Genomic DNA, 15,143 nt, shown 5'->3' on the forward strand with positions numbered 1-15,143 from the left:
GTGATCGGTTCTACCCGTACCGACTACAGCGTCGCGTTGAGGGCCTTGATCGGCATCTGCAGATCGTCGAGAAGCTGCAGGTCCGCCTCGGCGGGCCGGCCCAGTGTGGTCAGGTAGTTGCCGACGATGACGGCGTTGATACCGCCGAGGATGCCCTGCTTGGCACCGAGGTCGCCGAGGGTGATCTCGCGGCCGCCGGCGAACCGCAGCATCGTGCGCGGCAGCGCCAGCCGGAACGCGGCGACCGCCTTGAGCGCCTCGGTCGCGGGAAGCACCTCCAGGTCGCCGAACGGCGTTCCGGGACGCGGGTTGAGGAAGTTCAACGGCACCTCGTGCGGGTCGAGCTCGGCAAGGTTCGCAGCGAACTCGGCGCGCTGCTCGAGCGTCTCACCCATGCCGAGAATGCCGCCGCAGCACACCTCCATACCGGCTTCGCGCACCATCTGCAGGGTGTCCCACCGCTCCTCCCAGCTGTGGGTGGTGACCACGTTGGTGAAGAAGGAGCGAGCGGTCTCCAGGTTGTGGTTGTAGCGGTGCACTCCCATCGCCGAGAGCTGCTCGACCTGGTCCTGGGTCAGCATGCCCAGTGAGCACGCGATCTGGATGTCGACCTCGTTGCGAATCGCCTCGATGCCCGCGGCGACCTGAGCGAGGAGACGCTCGTCGGGGCCGCGAACCGCGGCGACGATGCAGAACTCGGTGGCACCGGTCTTCGCGGTCTGCTTGGCCGCCTCGACCAGGCTCGGGATGTCCAGCCACGCGCTGCGCACCGGAGACGCGAAAAGCCCTGACTGGGAACAGAAATGGCAGTCCTCGGGGCAGCCGCCGGTCTTGAGGCTGATGATGCCCTCGACCTCGACGTCGGGACCGCAATGCGCCATCCGGACCTCGTGGGCCAGGGCCAGCAGATCGTCGAGACGGTCATCCGGCAACTGCAGCACCTGCAGGGTCTGGGCCTGGTCGAGACCGACGCCACGTTCCAGTACCTGCTCGCGTGCCACTGCCAGAATGTCGGTCACCAGATCGTCTCCCTTAGCCTGTTGAACACGTCGGCGAGCCGACAATTGAACACGTCGGCAAGCCGAACGATTGAACACGTCGGCGAGCCGACAATTGAACACCGTTCAGGTTAGGGTAACTGGGTGCAGCTCTCCAAACACGACGTGGTCGACGTGGCGACGTCCGTGCTGGACAACTACGGCATAGCGGACCTGTCGATGCGCAGGCTGGCACGCGAGCTGAACGTGTCCCCCGGCGCGCTGTACTGGCATTTCGAGAACAAGCAGCAGCTCCTCGGGGCGGTCGCCGACCGCATCCTCACCCCCGTCGGCGAGGTCACCGGACCGTGGCGGGACCGGATCCGCCAGACGTGTGCGCAATTGCGCGACGCGCTGCTGTCGCACACCGACGGTGCCGAACTGGTGTCGGCGAGCTTCGCCGCGGGTCAGTCCGAGGCGATGACGGGTGTGCTGAACCGCCTCGGCGCCGCTGCGGGCGACGCGGGTGTCGCATCCGGGCAGGCCGAGTTGGCCGCGCGATCGGTGATCTATTACGTACTCGGCTTCACCGCCGACGAGCAGTCCCGGTTGCAGTGGGACGCCGCGGGCGCCGATGTCGCACAGACGGTGTGGGCCGAAGAGCCCGACACCCGCTTCGCCTTCGGGTTGCAATTGCTGATCGACGGGATCGCCGCGCACAGCCACGCCGAGGCCTGACGGCTCCTCAGCCGATCGGGTGCACGACCTTGGCATTGCCGTCCCAGTGCCGCAGCCCGACCACGGCCGCGTCGAGATCGCGGGTCACCGCGGGCAGCGTCACCGCGACCGGCAGCGAGGTGACCGGCACCCGCCGCGCGAGCGTGACGTGCGGGGTCCACTGACCGGGTGCGGCGTGCGGCAGCGGACCATCCGGCATGTGCGGCACACAGATCCGGTGCACCTGCTCGTGCAGCGCCAGCAGTTCGGCCGACGGCACCACGAGGCGGACCAGCGTGGTGGCTCGTCCGCCGCCGAACAGCATCGGCGCGCCGATCACACACCGCAGCGGCAGTCGGTCCAGCACGTGCCGCAGCGGCGCGTCGACCGCGTCGTCGAGTTCGGCGGCGACGGTGACGGTGACATGCGGCCGGTTGCTCTCCGAGCGGTGGCCGGAGAGACTGCGGATACCGTTGCGCGCCAGGTCATCCCAGGCCCCCCGAAGAGCCGCCTCGGACGCCTCGTCGAACAGCAACTCGACGGAATGGACCATCAGCCGGTCAGATCCGCAACCCACCCCGCATCGAATGCGAGTGCACTGATCCGCTCGAAGTCCGTGGCACCCAGGGTTCCGGCACCGGCGGGCAGCGCGGCCCGCACGGGTGCGAGCCGGGCCAGCGCCTCCCGGTTGTCGCTCTCGGCGATCCCCGGCTGCGCCGGCCACGCACCGATCACCAGACCGGCACTGCGAAGTCCGCTGTGGGACAAGGCCTCCAAGGTCAGCATCGTGTGATTGAGGGTACCGAGTCCGGGAGCCACCACGGTCAGCACCGGCGCCGCGAGATCGACGGCGAGATCGCGCAAGGTGATGCCGTCGGCGCCGAGTTGGACCAGCAGGCCACCGGCTCCCTCGACGAGGGTCAGCCGTCCGGGACGGTCGGCCGCGGCGACCAGGTCGAGTAGCGCGCCGCGCGTCGGCAGTTCGGCGCCGACCCGCTGCGCGGCGGCCAGCGGTGCCAGCGGCTCGGGGAACCGGGCCAGCGAATGCAGTTCGCCGATGCCGGCCAGCCGGGCGATCTCGGCGAGGTCGTCGTCGCCGTCCTGCGTGCCGGTCTGGACGGGCTTGCACACCGCGACGTCGATTCCGGCGAGCCTGGCGCAGCAGGCCAACGCCGCGGTCGCGACGGTCTTGCCGACACCGGTGCCGGTTCCGGTCACGAAGAGGACGCTCACGCCGGCGCCAACACCTCGGTGAGCACCTGACGGGCCAGGGTCATCTCGTCGTCCGTCAGCGACGCGCGTGCCGTCAGCCGCAGCCGCGACGTGCCGGCGGGCACCGTCGGCGGACGGAAGCAGCCGGCCCGGACGCCGTGGTCGAGGCATGCCGCGGCCGCGGCGACCGCGACCTCCGGGTCTCCGAGGATCACCGAGACCACGGCCGACGACGGCACGTCGACGACACCGCAGATCTCGGCGAGTGTGGCGGCGTGGTCGAGTACGCGCTGGGCACGCCACGGCTCGTCGACGAGCACCTGCAGCGCGGCGTGCGCGGCGCCGACCGCCGCCGGCGCCAGCCCGGTGTCGAAGATGAATGTGCGCGCCGCGTCGATCAGATGCGCGCGCACCCCCGCCGGGCCCAGCACCACACCGCCCTGGCTGCCGAGCGCTTTCGACAGTGTCGTCGTCATCACCACGTCGGGAGCGCCGGCGAGCCCCGCCTCGTCGAGCAGTCCGCGTCCCCCGTCACCGCGCACACCGAGCCCGTGGGCCTCGTCGACGATCATCAGCGCGCCGTGCCTGCGGCAGACCGCATGCAGTTCCCGCAGCGGCGCCAGGTCACCGTCGGCGGAGAACACCGAATCCGTGACGAAGACGGCGCGCTCCTCGTCGCGGCCCGCCAGTACCCGCTCGACCGCGGCGACGTCGTTGTGCGAGGTCACCGCGACCCGGGCGCGCGACAGCCGGCACGCATCGACAAGCGAGGCGTGCGTGTAGGCGTCGGAAACCAGAAGCGACCCGGGCCCGGACAGCGCGACGACGGCGCCGAGGTTGGCGGTGTAGCCCGACGAGAACACCAGCGCGGACTCGGCGCCGACGAACCCGGCGAGCGCGTCCTCGAATTCCTCGTGCAGTTCGGTGTTGCCGGTGACCAGCCGCGACCCGGTCGAGCCCGCGCCCCAGGTGCGCAGCGCCGTGATGCCGCCGTCGATCACCCGGGGGTGCTGTGACAGGCCCAGGTAGTCGTTGGAGGCCAGGTCCAGCTCTGCACCGACCGGCCGGCGGGCCCGCAGCGACCTGCGCAGACCGGCGGCGCGCCGCTGCGCCTCGACCTCGTCGAGCCAGGCCAGCGGGGAAAGACCGACGCGCGTCACGGTGCTCCTCGGGATGCAGCGGCTCTTGAACACCGTTCAGGTTAGTGCACGGGCGACCTCGGTCATCGCCGAGGTGATCTGGGCGATCTCGTCGGCGGTGCAGATATAAGGAGGCATCACGTAGACCAGGTTCCGGAACGGCCGTAGCCACACCCCGTGCTCGATCGCCACCGGCGTCGCCACCCGCAGATCGACCGGGCTGTCCAACTCCAGCACCCCGATCGCGCCGAGCACGCGCACGTCGGCGACGTTCGGCAGGTCGGCGGCCGCGACCAGCCCGGCCTGCAGTCCCGCTTCGATGCCCCGTACCTGCGCCTGCCAGTCCGACGCGAGCAGCAGTTCCACCGAGGCCACGCTGACCGCGCAGGCCAGCGCGTTGGCCATGAACGTCGGACCGTGCATCAGCGCTCCCGGTGGGTTGGCACTGATCGTGTCGGCGACCCGTCGCGTGCACAGCGTCGCCGCGAGCGTCAGGTACCCGCCAGTCAGCGCCTTGCCGACGCACATGATGTCCGGGGACACCCCGGCGTGATCGGCGGCGAACAGCGCGCCGGTGCGGCCGAACCCGGTGGCGATCTCGTCGAAGATCAGCAGCACGTCGTGCTCGTCGCAGATCCGGCGCAGATCCGACAGGTAGCGCGGGTCGTGGAACCGCATCCCGCCCGCACCCTGCACCACCGGCTCGACGATCACCGCGGCAAGCTCGTCTGCGTGCCTGCCGAGCTGCTCGGCGAAGGCGGCGCTGTAGGCCGGCTCGTACTGGGCGGGCACCGGCGGCGCGAACACCTGATCGGCCAGCAGCGAGTGCTCCCCCGTCCACAGTTCGTGCATGCCGCCCTGCGGATCGCACACGCTCATCGGGGTGAAGGTGTCGCCGTGGTAGCCGCCGCGCCAGGTCATCAGGCGGCTCTTGCCCCGGTGGCCGCTGCTGCGCCAGAACTGCAGCGCCATCTTGACGGCGACCTCCACCGACACCGAACCCGAGTCGCTGAAGAACACCGCTTCCAGCCCGGCCGGGGTGACCTCGACGAGCAGTTGCGCCAGCCGGGCCGCCGGCTCGTGGGTCAGCCCGCCGAACATCACGTGGTTCATGGTTGCCAGCTGGCGGGTGATCGCCGCGTCCAGCACAGGGTGGCCGTGGCCGTGTACCGCGGTCCACCACGACGCCATCGCGTCGAGCACCTCGACCTCGCGGTCGTCGTGAACCAGGGTGAGCCATGCACCCCGCGCACCGACCGCGACGACGGGCGCGAGCGCGTCGGCGCCGATCGGACTGTAGGGATGCCAGATGTGCGCAGCGTCGAGCGCGCTGATCTCGGCAGGCCTCAACGCAGACACCTTCGGTAGATTAACCGTCGACCATGATGACCCTCGCCCCTGCCCGGCCGGCACGCCCCGCCTCCCCGGGCCCGACCCCGCCTGCCTCCGTACCACCGGCGTCCGGCATGGGAACGCGCACGTCAGGCTTCTATCGGCACGACCTCGACGGCCTGCGCGGCGTCGCGATCGCGTTGGTGGCGGTGTTCCACGTGTGGTTCGGACGGGTGTCGGGCGGCGTCGACGTGTTCCTGGTGCTGTCCGGCTTCTTCTTCGGCGGACGGCTGCTGCGCAACGCGATCGACCCCGGCGCGGTGCTGCATCCGGTCACCGAGATCAGCCGGCTGGTCCGGCGGCTGCTGCCCGCACTGGTGGTGGTGCTCGCCGCGTCGGCGGTGCTGACCATCCTGATCCAGCCGGAGACCCGTTGGGAGACCTTCGCCGATCAGAGCCTGGCCAGCCTCGGCTACTACCAGAACTGGGAACTGGCCAATTCGGCCGCCGACTATCTCCGCGCGGGTGAGACCGTCAGCCCACTGCAGCACATCTGGTCGATGTCGGTGCAGGGCCAGTTCTACGTCGCGTTCCTGGCGCTGATCGTGCTGACCGGCGTGGTGTTCCGGCGGATGTTCGGCAGGCACGCGCGGGCGGCCTACGTCGTGCTTCTGAGCGCGCTGACCATCGCGTCGTTCGTGTACGCGATCATCGCCCACAACGCCGACCAGGCGACCGCGTACTACAACAGTTTCGCCCGCGCCTGGGAGCTGCTGCTCGGTGCGCTGGTCGGCGCCGTCGTACCGTACGTGCGCTGGCCGATGTGGCTGCGCACGCTGGCCGCGGTGATCGCGCTGGCCGCCATCCTGTCCTGCGGCGCGCTGATCGACGGTGTCCACGAGTTCCCCGGCCCGTGGGCGCTGGTGCCCGTCGGCGCAGCGCTGCTGTTCGTGCTGTCGGCGGCCAACCGGTACGCCGACCCGCACACTCGTGGCCGCATCCCGGCGCCCAACCGGCTGCTGGCGACCAAACCCTTTGTCGCGCTCGGCGCGATGGCCTATTCGTTGTATCTGTGGCACTGGCCGCTGCTGATCTTCTACCTCGCGTACACCAGCAAGTCGCGGGTGAATTTCGTCGAAGGCGCGGTGATCCTGCTCCTGTCCGGCCTTCTCGCGTGGCTGACCACCCGGTACGTCGAGGAACCGCTACGCGTCCGCCGCGCCCAGGCCGGCACCGCGCCGAAAGCGCACGCCTCGCTGTGGCGCCGGCTGCGCCGGCCCACCATCGTGCTGGGATCCACGGTCGTGCTGCTGGGGGTCGCGCTGACCGCGACGTCGTTCTCGTGGCGCGAGCACGTGAACACCCTGCGCGCCAACGGCAAGGAACTGTCCACGCTGTCGCTGCGGGACTATCCCGGGGCACGGGCGCTGGTGAACAACGCGAAGGTGCCGAACGTCCCGATGCGCCCGACCGTGCTGGAGGCCAAGGACGACATCCCCGAGTCCACCGTCGACGGCTGCATCAGCGATTTCGACAACATCGGGATCATCAACTGCACCTACGGCGACAAGGCGGCCGACCGCACCATCGCGCTCGCCGGCGGATCCCACGCCGAGCACTGGATCACCGCCCTGGACCTGCTCGGGCGCATGCACCACTTCAAGGTCGTCACCTACCTGAAGATGGGCTGCCCACTGACCACCGAGAAGAATCCGCTGGTGATGGGCGACAACCGGCCATACCCTAAATGCCGGGAATGGAACGAACGGGTGATGCCGATGATCCTGGCGGACAAGCCCGATTTCGTGTTCACCACTTCCACGCGACCGTGGAACATCAAGGACGGCGACGTGATGCCGTCCCAGTACCTCGGCATCTGGAAGCAGTTCTCCGACGCCGGGATCCCCGTACTGGCGATGCGCGACACCCCGTGGATGGTGCGCGACGGCGAGCCGTTCTTCCCGTCCGACTGCCTCGCCAGCGGCGGCGACGCGGTGTCCTGCGGGATCGAACGATCCAAAGTTCTGTCCGACCGCAACCCGACGCTGGACTACCTCGCCAGATTCCCGTTGCTCAAACCTCTCGACATGAGTGATGCCGTGTGCCGGCAGGACTATTGCCGGGCCGTGGAGGGAAACGTGCTGATGTACCACGACGCACATCACATCTCGTCGACGTACATGCGCACGATGACCAATGAGCTCGGCCGCCAGCTCGGTCTGGCGACCGGCTGGTGGACGAGCTGATGGCCTCAGCCGAAGCGGGATCCGTCCCGATGATCTGGCCGGGCGACCCGTACCCGCTCGGCGCGACGTATGACGGTGCGGGCACCAATTTCTCGCTGTTCTCCGAGATCGCCGACCGCGTCGAACTGTGCCTGATCGGCAAGGACGGTCACGAAGAGCGGATCAACCTCGACGAGGTCGACGGCTATGTGTGGCATTGCTATCTGCCGACGATCACCCCGGGTCAGCGGTACGGCTTCCGGGTGTACGGTCCGTGGGATCCGGCCGCCGGCCACCGCTGCGACCCGAGCAAGCTGCTCCTCGACCCGTACGGCAAATCGTTCCACGGCGACTTCACCTTCGGCCAGGCCCTGTACTCCTACGACCTGGCCGCCGACGATCTGGCGAGCGGCGGTGTGCCGCCGCGGATCGACTCGCTCGGGCACACCATGACCAGTGTCGTGATCAACCCGTTCTTCCAGTGGGGTTCCGACCGTCCACCGCGCACGCCGTACCACGAGACGGTGATCTACGAAGCGCACGTGAAGGGGATGACCCAGCGCCATCCCGGCGTGCCCGAGGAACTGCGCGGCACCTACGCCGGGCTCGGTCACCCCGCGATCATCGAGCACCTGAAGTCCCTCAACGTCACCGCGATCGAACTGATGCCGGTGCACCAGTTCATGCACGACCACCGGCTGCTCGATCTGGGCCTGCGGAATTACTGGGGCTACAACACGTTCGGATTCTTCGCCCCGCATCAGCAGTACGCGGCGACCCGCAACGCCGGCGGCGCGGTGGCGGAGTTCAAGACGATGGTGCGCGCGTTCCACGAAGCGGGTATCGAGGTGATCCTCGACGTCGTCTACAACCACACCGCCGAGGGCAACCACCTCGGGCCGACGGTCAACTTCCGGGGCATCGACAACGCCGCGTACTACCGGCTGCTCGACGGAGACCTGCGCTACTACAAGGATTTCACCGGCACCGGCAACAGCCTCAACGCCCGGCATCCACACACTTTGCAGCTGATCATGGACTCGCTGCGGTACTGGGTGCTCGACATGCACGTCGACGGCTTCCGGTTCGATCTGGCCTCGACGCTGGCCCGCGAGTTCTACGACGTGGACCGCCTGTCGGCGTTCTTCGACATCATCCAGCAGGACCCGGTGATCAGTCAGGTGAAGCTGATCGCCGAACCGTGGGACATCGGCGAAGGCGGTTATCAGGTCGGGAACTTCCCAGGTTTGTGGACCGAATGGAATGGGAAGTATCGCGACACTGTGCGTGATTACTGGCGGGGCGAGCCCGCAACCCTGGGTGAGTTCGCGTCCCGTTTGACGGGGTCGTCGGACCTGTACGAGGCGACCGGCCGACGGCCGAGCGCCAGCATCAACTTCGTCACGTGCCACGACGGCTTCACGCTCGCCGACCTGGTCTCCTACAACGAGAAACACAACGAGGCCAACGGCGAGGACAACCGCGACGGCGAGAGCCACAACCGGTCGTGGAACTGCGGCGTCGAGGGGCCCACCGACGACCCCGACATCCTTGCCCTGCGCGGCAAGCAGATGCGCAACATCCTGGCCACCCTGATGCTCTCGCAGGGCACGCCGATGATCGCCCACGGTGACGAGATCGGCCGCACGCAGCGCGGCAACAACAACGTCTACTGCCAGGACTCCGAATTGTCCTGGATGGATTGGTCGTTGTGCCAGACCAACGCCGACCTTCTCGAATTCACCCGCAAGGTCGTCGGATTCCGCAAGAAACACGCGGTGTTCCGCCGCCGCCGGTTCTTCGAGGGCAAACCGCTGCGCACCGGTGAGCAGATCCGCGACATCGCATGGTTCACCCCGTCCGGTCAGGAGATGACCTCCGAGGACTGGGAGTCGGGATTCGAGTGCGTCTCGGTGTTCCTCAACGGCGACGCCATCCCGGCGCCCGACGAGCGTGGTCAACGGGTCTCCGACGATTCGTTCCTGATGTGCTTCAACTCCCACGACCAGCCCCTGGAGTTCGTGGTGCCCGACGGTGACTACGCCAACGCGTGGAGCGGGGCGATCGACACCGCCGACCCGCTGGGTGAGAGCACGCTGGAGCTGGCTGCCGGGCAGACCGTTTCGGTGGAACCGCGGTCCCTCCTCGTGCTGCGCAAGACGGCCTGACCATGACAGTGCTCTCCACGTACCGGCTGCAGATGCGTGGGCCCGCCAGCGGCGAGTCCTTCACCTTCGCCGACGCCGAGAATCTGGTCGACTATCTCGCTGACCTCGGCGTCACCCACCTCTACCTGTCCCCCATCCTGACCGCCGGCGAGGGGTCCACCCACGGATACGACGTCACCGACCCGACCACGATCTCAGCCGAACTCGGTGGGCCGGAAGGGTTTCGGCGCCTTGCCGAGAAGGCGCGCGCCGCGGGACTTGGGCTGGTCGTGGACATCGTCCCCAACCACGTCGGCGTCGACGACCCGACCCAGAATCCGTGGTGGTGGGACCTGCTCAAACACGGCCGAAAGTCGTCCTACGCCTCATATTTCGACATCGACTGGAACCTGGACCCCGACGGGCGGATCGTGTTGCCGGTCCTGGGATCTGACGACGACGTCGCCGACCTGACCGTCGACGGTGACGTGCTGCGACTCGGCGACCGGACCTGGCCGATCGCCCCCGGCACCGGCGACGGCACAGGCCCGCAGGTGCACGACAGGCAGCATTACAAGCTGATCGGCTGGCGGAACAACGTCTGCGGCTACCGGCGCTTCTTCTCCATCACCTCACTGGCCGGGATCCGGCAGGAGGACCCGGCGGTGTTCGACGCGTCGCATGCCGAGGTCAAACGCTGGTTCGACGAGGGGCTGGTCGACGGTATCCGCATCGACCATCCGGATGGCCTGTCCGATCCCGCCGGCTACCTGGTCCGGCTGCGCGAGCTGACCGGCCCGGACGCGTGGATCGTCATCGAGAAGATCCTCGCCGTCGACGAGGCACTCGACACCAGCCTGCCCGTGGAGGGCACCACCGGCTACGACGCTCTGCGCGAGGCGGGTGGGGTGTTCATCGACCCGACCGGCGCCGAATCCCTCACCGCGATGGTCGAATCTGCGGGAATCGTGCACAGTGACTTCGCCGCCGAGGCGCGCCGCCTGAAGGTGGACGCGGCGACGACCACGCTGTCGAGCGAACTTGCCCGCATCGGCCGAGCGGTCGTCGCGGCCACCGGGACCGGCCATGACGCGCTCGGCATCGCGATCGCCCAACTCCTCGGCCACGTCGGGGTGTACCGCTCCGATTACCGGGCGCTGTCCGCGGTGCTGCCGGTCGCGATATCGGACACCGTCGCCGCGCACCCCGAACTCGCCGAACCGCTCGCGGTCCTGGCCGCGGCACTGGACAGCAGCGACGAGGTGGCGGTGCGGCTGCAACAGCTGTGCGGTGCCGCGACTGCGAAGTCCATGGAGGACTGCCTGTTCTACCGCGACGCCCGGCTGGTGTCGCTCAACGAGGTCGGCGGCGAGCCGGAACGGTTCGGCGTCAGCACCGCGGAGTTCCATCAGCGCGCCGCCGTGCGGGCCGCGCTGTGGCCGCGGGCGATGACCACGCTGACCACCCACGACACCAAGCGCGGCGAAGACGTGCGAGCCCGCATCGGGGTGCTGTCCCAGGTGCCGTCGCTGTGGTCGGAGATGGTGCAGGGCTGGCAATTGAGCACACCCCCACCCGACCCTGGCACCGGATTGTTCCTGTGGCAGAACATCTTCGGGGTGTGGCCTGCCGACGGCACAGTGACCGAGGAGTTGCGCGGGCGTCTGCACGGCTACGCGGAGAAGGCTATCCGCGAGGCCGCGCTGCACACGACGTGGAACGAACCCGACGAGCGGTTCGAGTCCGCGGTGCACACCTGGCTCGACGCGATCTTCGACGGCCCGGTCGCGGTGGAGATGACCGCGCTGGTGGCCCGGCTCGACCCGCACGCGCGCAACGACTCGCTCGGCCAGAAGCTCATCGCGCTGACCGCTCCCGGCATCCCGGACGTCTACCAGGGCACCGAGTTGTGGGAGGACAGCCTCGTCGACCCGGACAACCGCAGGGCCGTCGACTATCCGGCCCGCCGGCGCGCGCTGGAAACCGGCGAGCACCCGAAGCTGCGGGTGGTGCGCGCGGCGCTGCAGCTGCGCAAGGAGAAGCCCGACACGTTCTTGCGCGGCGGACACCGTGCGGTGCTCGCCGCCGGTGAGCACGCCGCACATCTGGTGTCCTTCCTGCGCGGCGACGACGTCCTGATCGCCGCGTCGCGCTGGACCGCCCGCCTCCCCGAGAGCGGATGGGGGGACACGTCGCTGCCGCTTCCCGACGGGACGTGGACCGACCGGCTGACCGGCCGCAGCGTCACCGGGCCGGTGCGCGCCGCCGAACTGTTCACCGACCTGCCCGTCGCACTGCTGGTGAGGACCTGATGGCTGACCACGAGTTCTCGGTATGGGCACCACGTCCCGAGCGGGTGCGCCTCGACGTCGACGGCGCACTGCATCCGATGACCCGCGGCGACGACGACTGGTGGCATGCGCGCGTCGACGCGGCGCCCGACGCGCGGTACGGCTTCGTGCTCGACGACGACCCCACCGTGCTGCCCGATCCGCGTTCACCCCGGCAGCCCGGTGGCGTACACGAGCGTTCCCAGCTGTGGTCCCCGCGCGCGGACGCGTGGACCGACGACGGGTGGCAGGGCCGCTCGATCGAGGGTGCAGTGATCTACGAACTGCACATCGGGACCTTCACCACCGAGGGCACCTTCGATTCGGCCATCGACAAACTCGACCAGCTCGTGGAGCTCGGCGTCGACTTCGTCGAGGTGATGCCGGTCAACGCGTTCAGCGGAACGCACGGCTGGGGCTACGACGGCGTGCTCTGGTATGCCGTGCACGAACCGTACGGCGGCCCGGACGGGCTGGTGCGCTTCGTCGATGCGTGCCACGCCCGCGGGCTCGGTGTGCTGATCGACGCGGTGTTCAACCATCTCGGGCCGTCCGGCAACTACCTGCCCAAGTACGGGCCGTATCTGTCCACCGGCTCCAACCCGTGGGGCGAGTCGATCAACATCGCCGACGCCGGTGCCGACCAGGTCCGCCGCTACATCCTCGACTGCGCGCTGCGCTGGATGCGCGACTTCCACGCCGACGGGCTGCGCCTGGACGCGGTGCACGCGTTGGTCGACACCACCGCGGTGCACATTCTCGAGGAGCTCTCCGCCGAGACGGACGCGCTGTCAACCGAACTCGGACACCCGCTGTCGCTGGTCGCCGAGAGCGACATGAACGATCCGCGGCTGATCACCCCGCGGGAGCAGGGCGGACTCGGCATGACCGCACAGTGGGACGACGACATCCACCATGCGATCCATTCCGCCGTGTCCGGCGAACGGCAGGGTTATTACGGCGATTTCGGCACGCTGGCGACACTCGCCGACACACTGCGGCACGGCTACTTCCACGCCGGCACCTACTCGTCGTTCCGCGGCCGCAGACACGGCCGGCCGTTGGACACCGCGACGATCCCGGCCACCCGACTGCTGGCGTACACGCTGACCCACGACCAGGTCGGCAATCGGGCCATCGGAGACCGTCCCTCGCAGAACCTGACCACCGGCCAGCTGGCGGTCAAGGCGGCGCTGGCGCTCGGCTCGCCCTACACCGCAATGCTTTTCATGGGTGAGGAGTGGGCGTCGTCGTCGCCGTTCCAGTTCTTCAGCTCTCATCCCGAACCCGAGCTGGCGCGCGCCACCGCCGAGGGGCGCAAGCGTGAGTTCGCCGAACACGGGTGGGACGCCGACGAGATCCCCGATCCGCAGGACCCGGCGACGTTCGAGCGCTCGAAGCTGGACTGGGCCGAGACCACAGAGGGCGACCACGCCCGGCTGCGGGCGTTCTACCGGGATCTGATCGCGCTGCGGCGCGACGAACCCGATATGGCCGACCCGTGGCTGGACCACTTGCGCGTCGAATTCGACGAGAACGCAGGCTGGTTCGTGATGCACCGGGGTGCGCTGGCGATAGCCTGCAACCTTCGTGCCGAACCGGTCGACGCACCCGTCACCGGCGAGGTGGTACTGGCGTGGGACACGCCGTCGGTCGGCGAGCAGACGACGACCCTGCCCGGCCACTCCGTGGCCGTACTGCGTCAGACCGGATAGCGGGTCAGGTCAGATAGCGGTAGGTCGGCGAGCCCGGCTCCAGCAACTGGATATGGCATTCCGAGGCGTGCATCCGCTCGAGCAGACCCTCAAGGTCTGAGGCCGCGCCCATCTCGATCCCGACCAGCGCCTCCCCCGTTTCCCGGTTGTTGCGCTTGACGTACTCGAACAACGTGATGTCGTCGTTCGGGCCGAGCACCTCGTCGAGGAACTTGCGCAGTGCGCCGGGCTCCTGCGGGAAGTCGACCAGGAAGTAGTGCTTGAGCCCGAGGTGCACGAGCGACCGTTCCAGCACCTCGCCGTAGCGCGAGACGTCGTTGTTGCCGCCGGAGATCAGGCACACCACCGTCGAACCGGGCTCGATGTCGGCGTCGAGCAACGCGGCCACCGACAGGGCGCCCGCAGGCTCGGCGATGATGCCCTCGTTCTGGTACAGGTCGAGCATCGCGGTGCACACCGCGCCCTCGTCGACGGTGGTGATCGACACCATGTCACCGGCTGCCGACAGCGCGGCGAACGGCTTCTCGCCGATCCGCGCGACCGCCGCACCGTCGACGAACTGGTCGACCTCGTCGAGTGTCACGGGCCTGCCATTGGCCAGCGCCGCGACCAGCGCCGCGGCACCGGCGGGCTCGACCCCGAGCACCGATGTGGTCGCGGTGCGCTCGGCCAGGTACGTGGTGATGCCGCTGATGCAGCCACCGCCGCCGACCGGCACGATCACCAGATCGGGTTCGGCGCCGAGCTCGTCCAGGATCTCGACGGCGATCGTGCCCTGCCCGGCCATCGTGCGCAGGTCGTCATACGGAGGTACCAACGTGGCGCCGGTGCGGGCGACATCCTGAAGGGCGGCCTCGGCGGCCATGTCGTAGGTCTTGCCGCCGACGATCAGCTCGATGAAGTCACCGCCGTGGTACAGGATGCGGTTGCGTTTCTGCTTGGGGGTCTTGGCCGGGACGTAGACGCGGCCGTGCACCCCCATCGACCGGCATGCCAGCGCGAACCCCTGGGCGTGGTTGCCGGCGGACGAGCAGACCACACCCGCGGCTTTCTCCTCCGGGGTGAGCTGCATCAGCAGGTTGTACGCGCCGCGGAGCTTGTAGGACCGCACCGCCTGCAGGTCCTCGCGCTTGAGGTAGACATTCGCGCCGGTGAGCGCGGACAGCCGGTCGCTGAGTTGCAGCGGCGTCCGCGACACCACACCGGAAATTCGCTGAGCGGCCTCGTCGATGTCCGCGGCACGCAGCGGCGCCAGGGCCATCTGGTCCTCGCGCAAGCGCTCGTCGGCGGGATCCCTACGGGGACTCGGGCTCAGCTCGGTGGACACCCGATCAATGGTGCCACCGCAG

11 protein-coding genes are annotated in these 15,143 nt (G+C 68.8%); 5 read left to right on the plus strand and 6 right to left on the minus strand.

Going from position 1 to position 15,143, the window contains the following annotated elements; all coding sequences use genetic code 11:
• Positions 1-23 precede the first annotated feature (23 nt).
• Positions 24-1,019: a biotin synthase BioB gene (gene bioB / locus BST38_RS11005; RefSeq protein WP_083143328.1), complete on the minus strand. Its 996-nt coding sequence runs from the start codon at positions 1,017-1,019 to the stop codon at positions 24-26.
• A gap of 123 nt (positions 1,020-1,142) precedes the next feature.
• Here bioB and BST38_RS11010 point away from each other — a divergent pair, with 123 nt between their 5' ends.
• Positions 1,143-1,715, plus strand: coding sequence for a TetR/AcrR family transcriptional regulator C-terminal domain-containing protein (locus BST38_RS11010; RefSeq protein ID WP_083143329.1), 573 nt, complete (start codon positions 1,143-1,145; stop codon positions 1,713-1,715).
• 7 nt (positions 1,716-1,722) lie between these two features.
• Here BST38_RS11010 and BST38_RS11015 read toward each other — a convergent pair whose 3' ends face one another.
• The 4 genes from BST38_RS11015 to BST38_RS11030 are packed head-to-tail and all read right to left on the minus strand — an operon-like array spanning position 1,723 to position 5,404.
• Positions 1,723-2,247 (minus strand): 2'-5' RNA ligase family protein, encoded by a 525-nt coding sequence (locus tag BST38_RS11015; protein WP_083143330.1) that lies wholly within the window; start codon positions 2,245-2,247, stop codon positions 1,723-1,725.
• Positions 2,247-2,927 (minus strand): dethiobiotin synthase, encoded by a 681-nt coding sequence (gene bioD, locus BST38_RS11020; protein WP_083143331.1) that lies wholly within the window; start codon positions 2,925-2,927, stop codon positions 2,247-2,249. Before bioD ends, BST38_RS11015 begins: the two co-directional genes overlap by 1 nt.
• Positions 2,924-4,066 carry an 8-amino-7-oxononanoate synthase gene (locus tag BST38_RS11025; protein WP_083143395.1) on the minus strand — a complete coding sequence of 381 codons (1,143 nt, stop codon included), beginning with the start codon at positions 4,064-4,066 and terminating at the stop codon, positions 2,924-2,926. The genes bioD and BST38_RS11025 overlap by 4 nt, the downstream gene beginning before the upstream one ends.
• A 36-nt stretch (positions 4,067-4,102) precedes the next feature.
• Complete coding sequence (locus tag BST38_RS11030; RefSeq protein WP_083143332.1) at positions 4,103-5,404, minus strand: adenosylmethionine--8-amino-7-oxononanoate transaminase; 1,302 nt, start codon at positions 5,402-5,404, stop codon at positions 4,103-4,105.
• A 23-nt stretch (positions 5,405-5,427) separates the two neighbouring features.
• Here BST38_RS11030 and sucT point away from each other — a divergent pair, with 23 nt between their 5' ends.
• The 4 genes from sucT to treZ are packed head-to-tail and all read left to right on the plus strand — an operon-like array spanning position 5,428 to position 13,794.
• Complete coding sequence (sucT, locus tag BST38_RS11035; protein WP_083143333.1) at positions 5,428-7,623, plus strand: acetyltransferase SucT; 2,196 nt, start codon at positions 5,428-5,430, stop codon at positions 7,621-7,623.
• Positions 7,623-9,770: a glycogen debranching protein GlgX gene (gene glgX, locus BST38_RS11040; RefSeq protein WP_083143396.1), complete on the plus strand. Its 2,148-nt coding sequence runs from the start codon at positions 7,623-7,625 to the stop codon at positions 9,768-9,770. Before sucT ends, glgX begins: the two co-directional genes overlap by 1 nt.
• 2 nt (positions 9,771-9,772) lie before the next feature.
• Positions 9,773-12,061: a malto-oligosyltrehalose synthase gene (gene treY / locus BST38_RS11045; protein ID WP_083143334.1), complete on the plus strand. Its 2,289-nt coding sequence runs from the start codon at positions 9,773-9,775 to the stop codon at positions 12,059-12,061.
• Complete coding sequence (treZ, locus tag BST38_RS11050) at positions 12,061-13,794, plus strand: malto-oligosyltrehalose trehalohydrolase (RefSeq protein WP_083143335.1); 1,734 nt, start codon at positions 12,061-12,063, stop codon at positions 13,792-13,794. The genes treY and treZ overlap by 1 nt, the downstream gene beginning before the upstream one ends.
• A gap of 4 nt (positions 13,795-13,798) precedes the next feature.
• Here treZ and ilvA read toward each other — a convergent pair whose 3' ends face one another.
• The gene (ilvA, locus tag BST38_RS11055; protein WP_083143336.1) at positions 13,799-15,121 is read right to left on the minus strand and encodes a threonine ammonia-lyase IlvA; all 1,323 of its coding nucleotides are present in this window, start codon (positions 15,119-15,121) and stop codon (positions 13,799-13,801) included.
• Positions 15,122-15,143 lie beyond the last annotated feature (22 nt).

Source organism: Mycolicibacterium parafortuitum (genome assembly GCF_002086815.1).
GTDB lineage: Bacteria > Actinomycetota > Actinomycetes > Mycobacteriales > Mycobacteriaceae > Mycobacterium > Mycobacterium parafortuitum.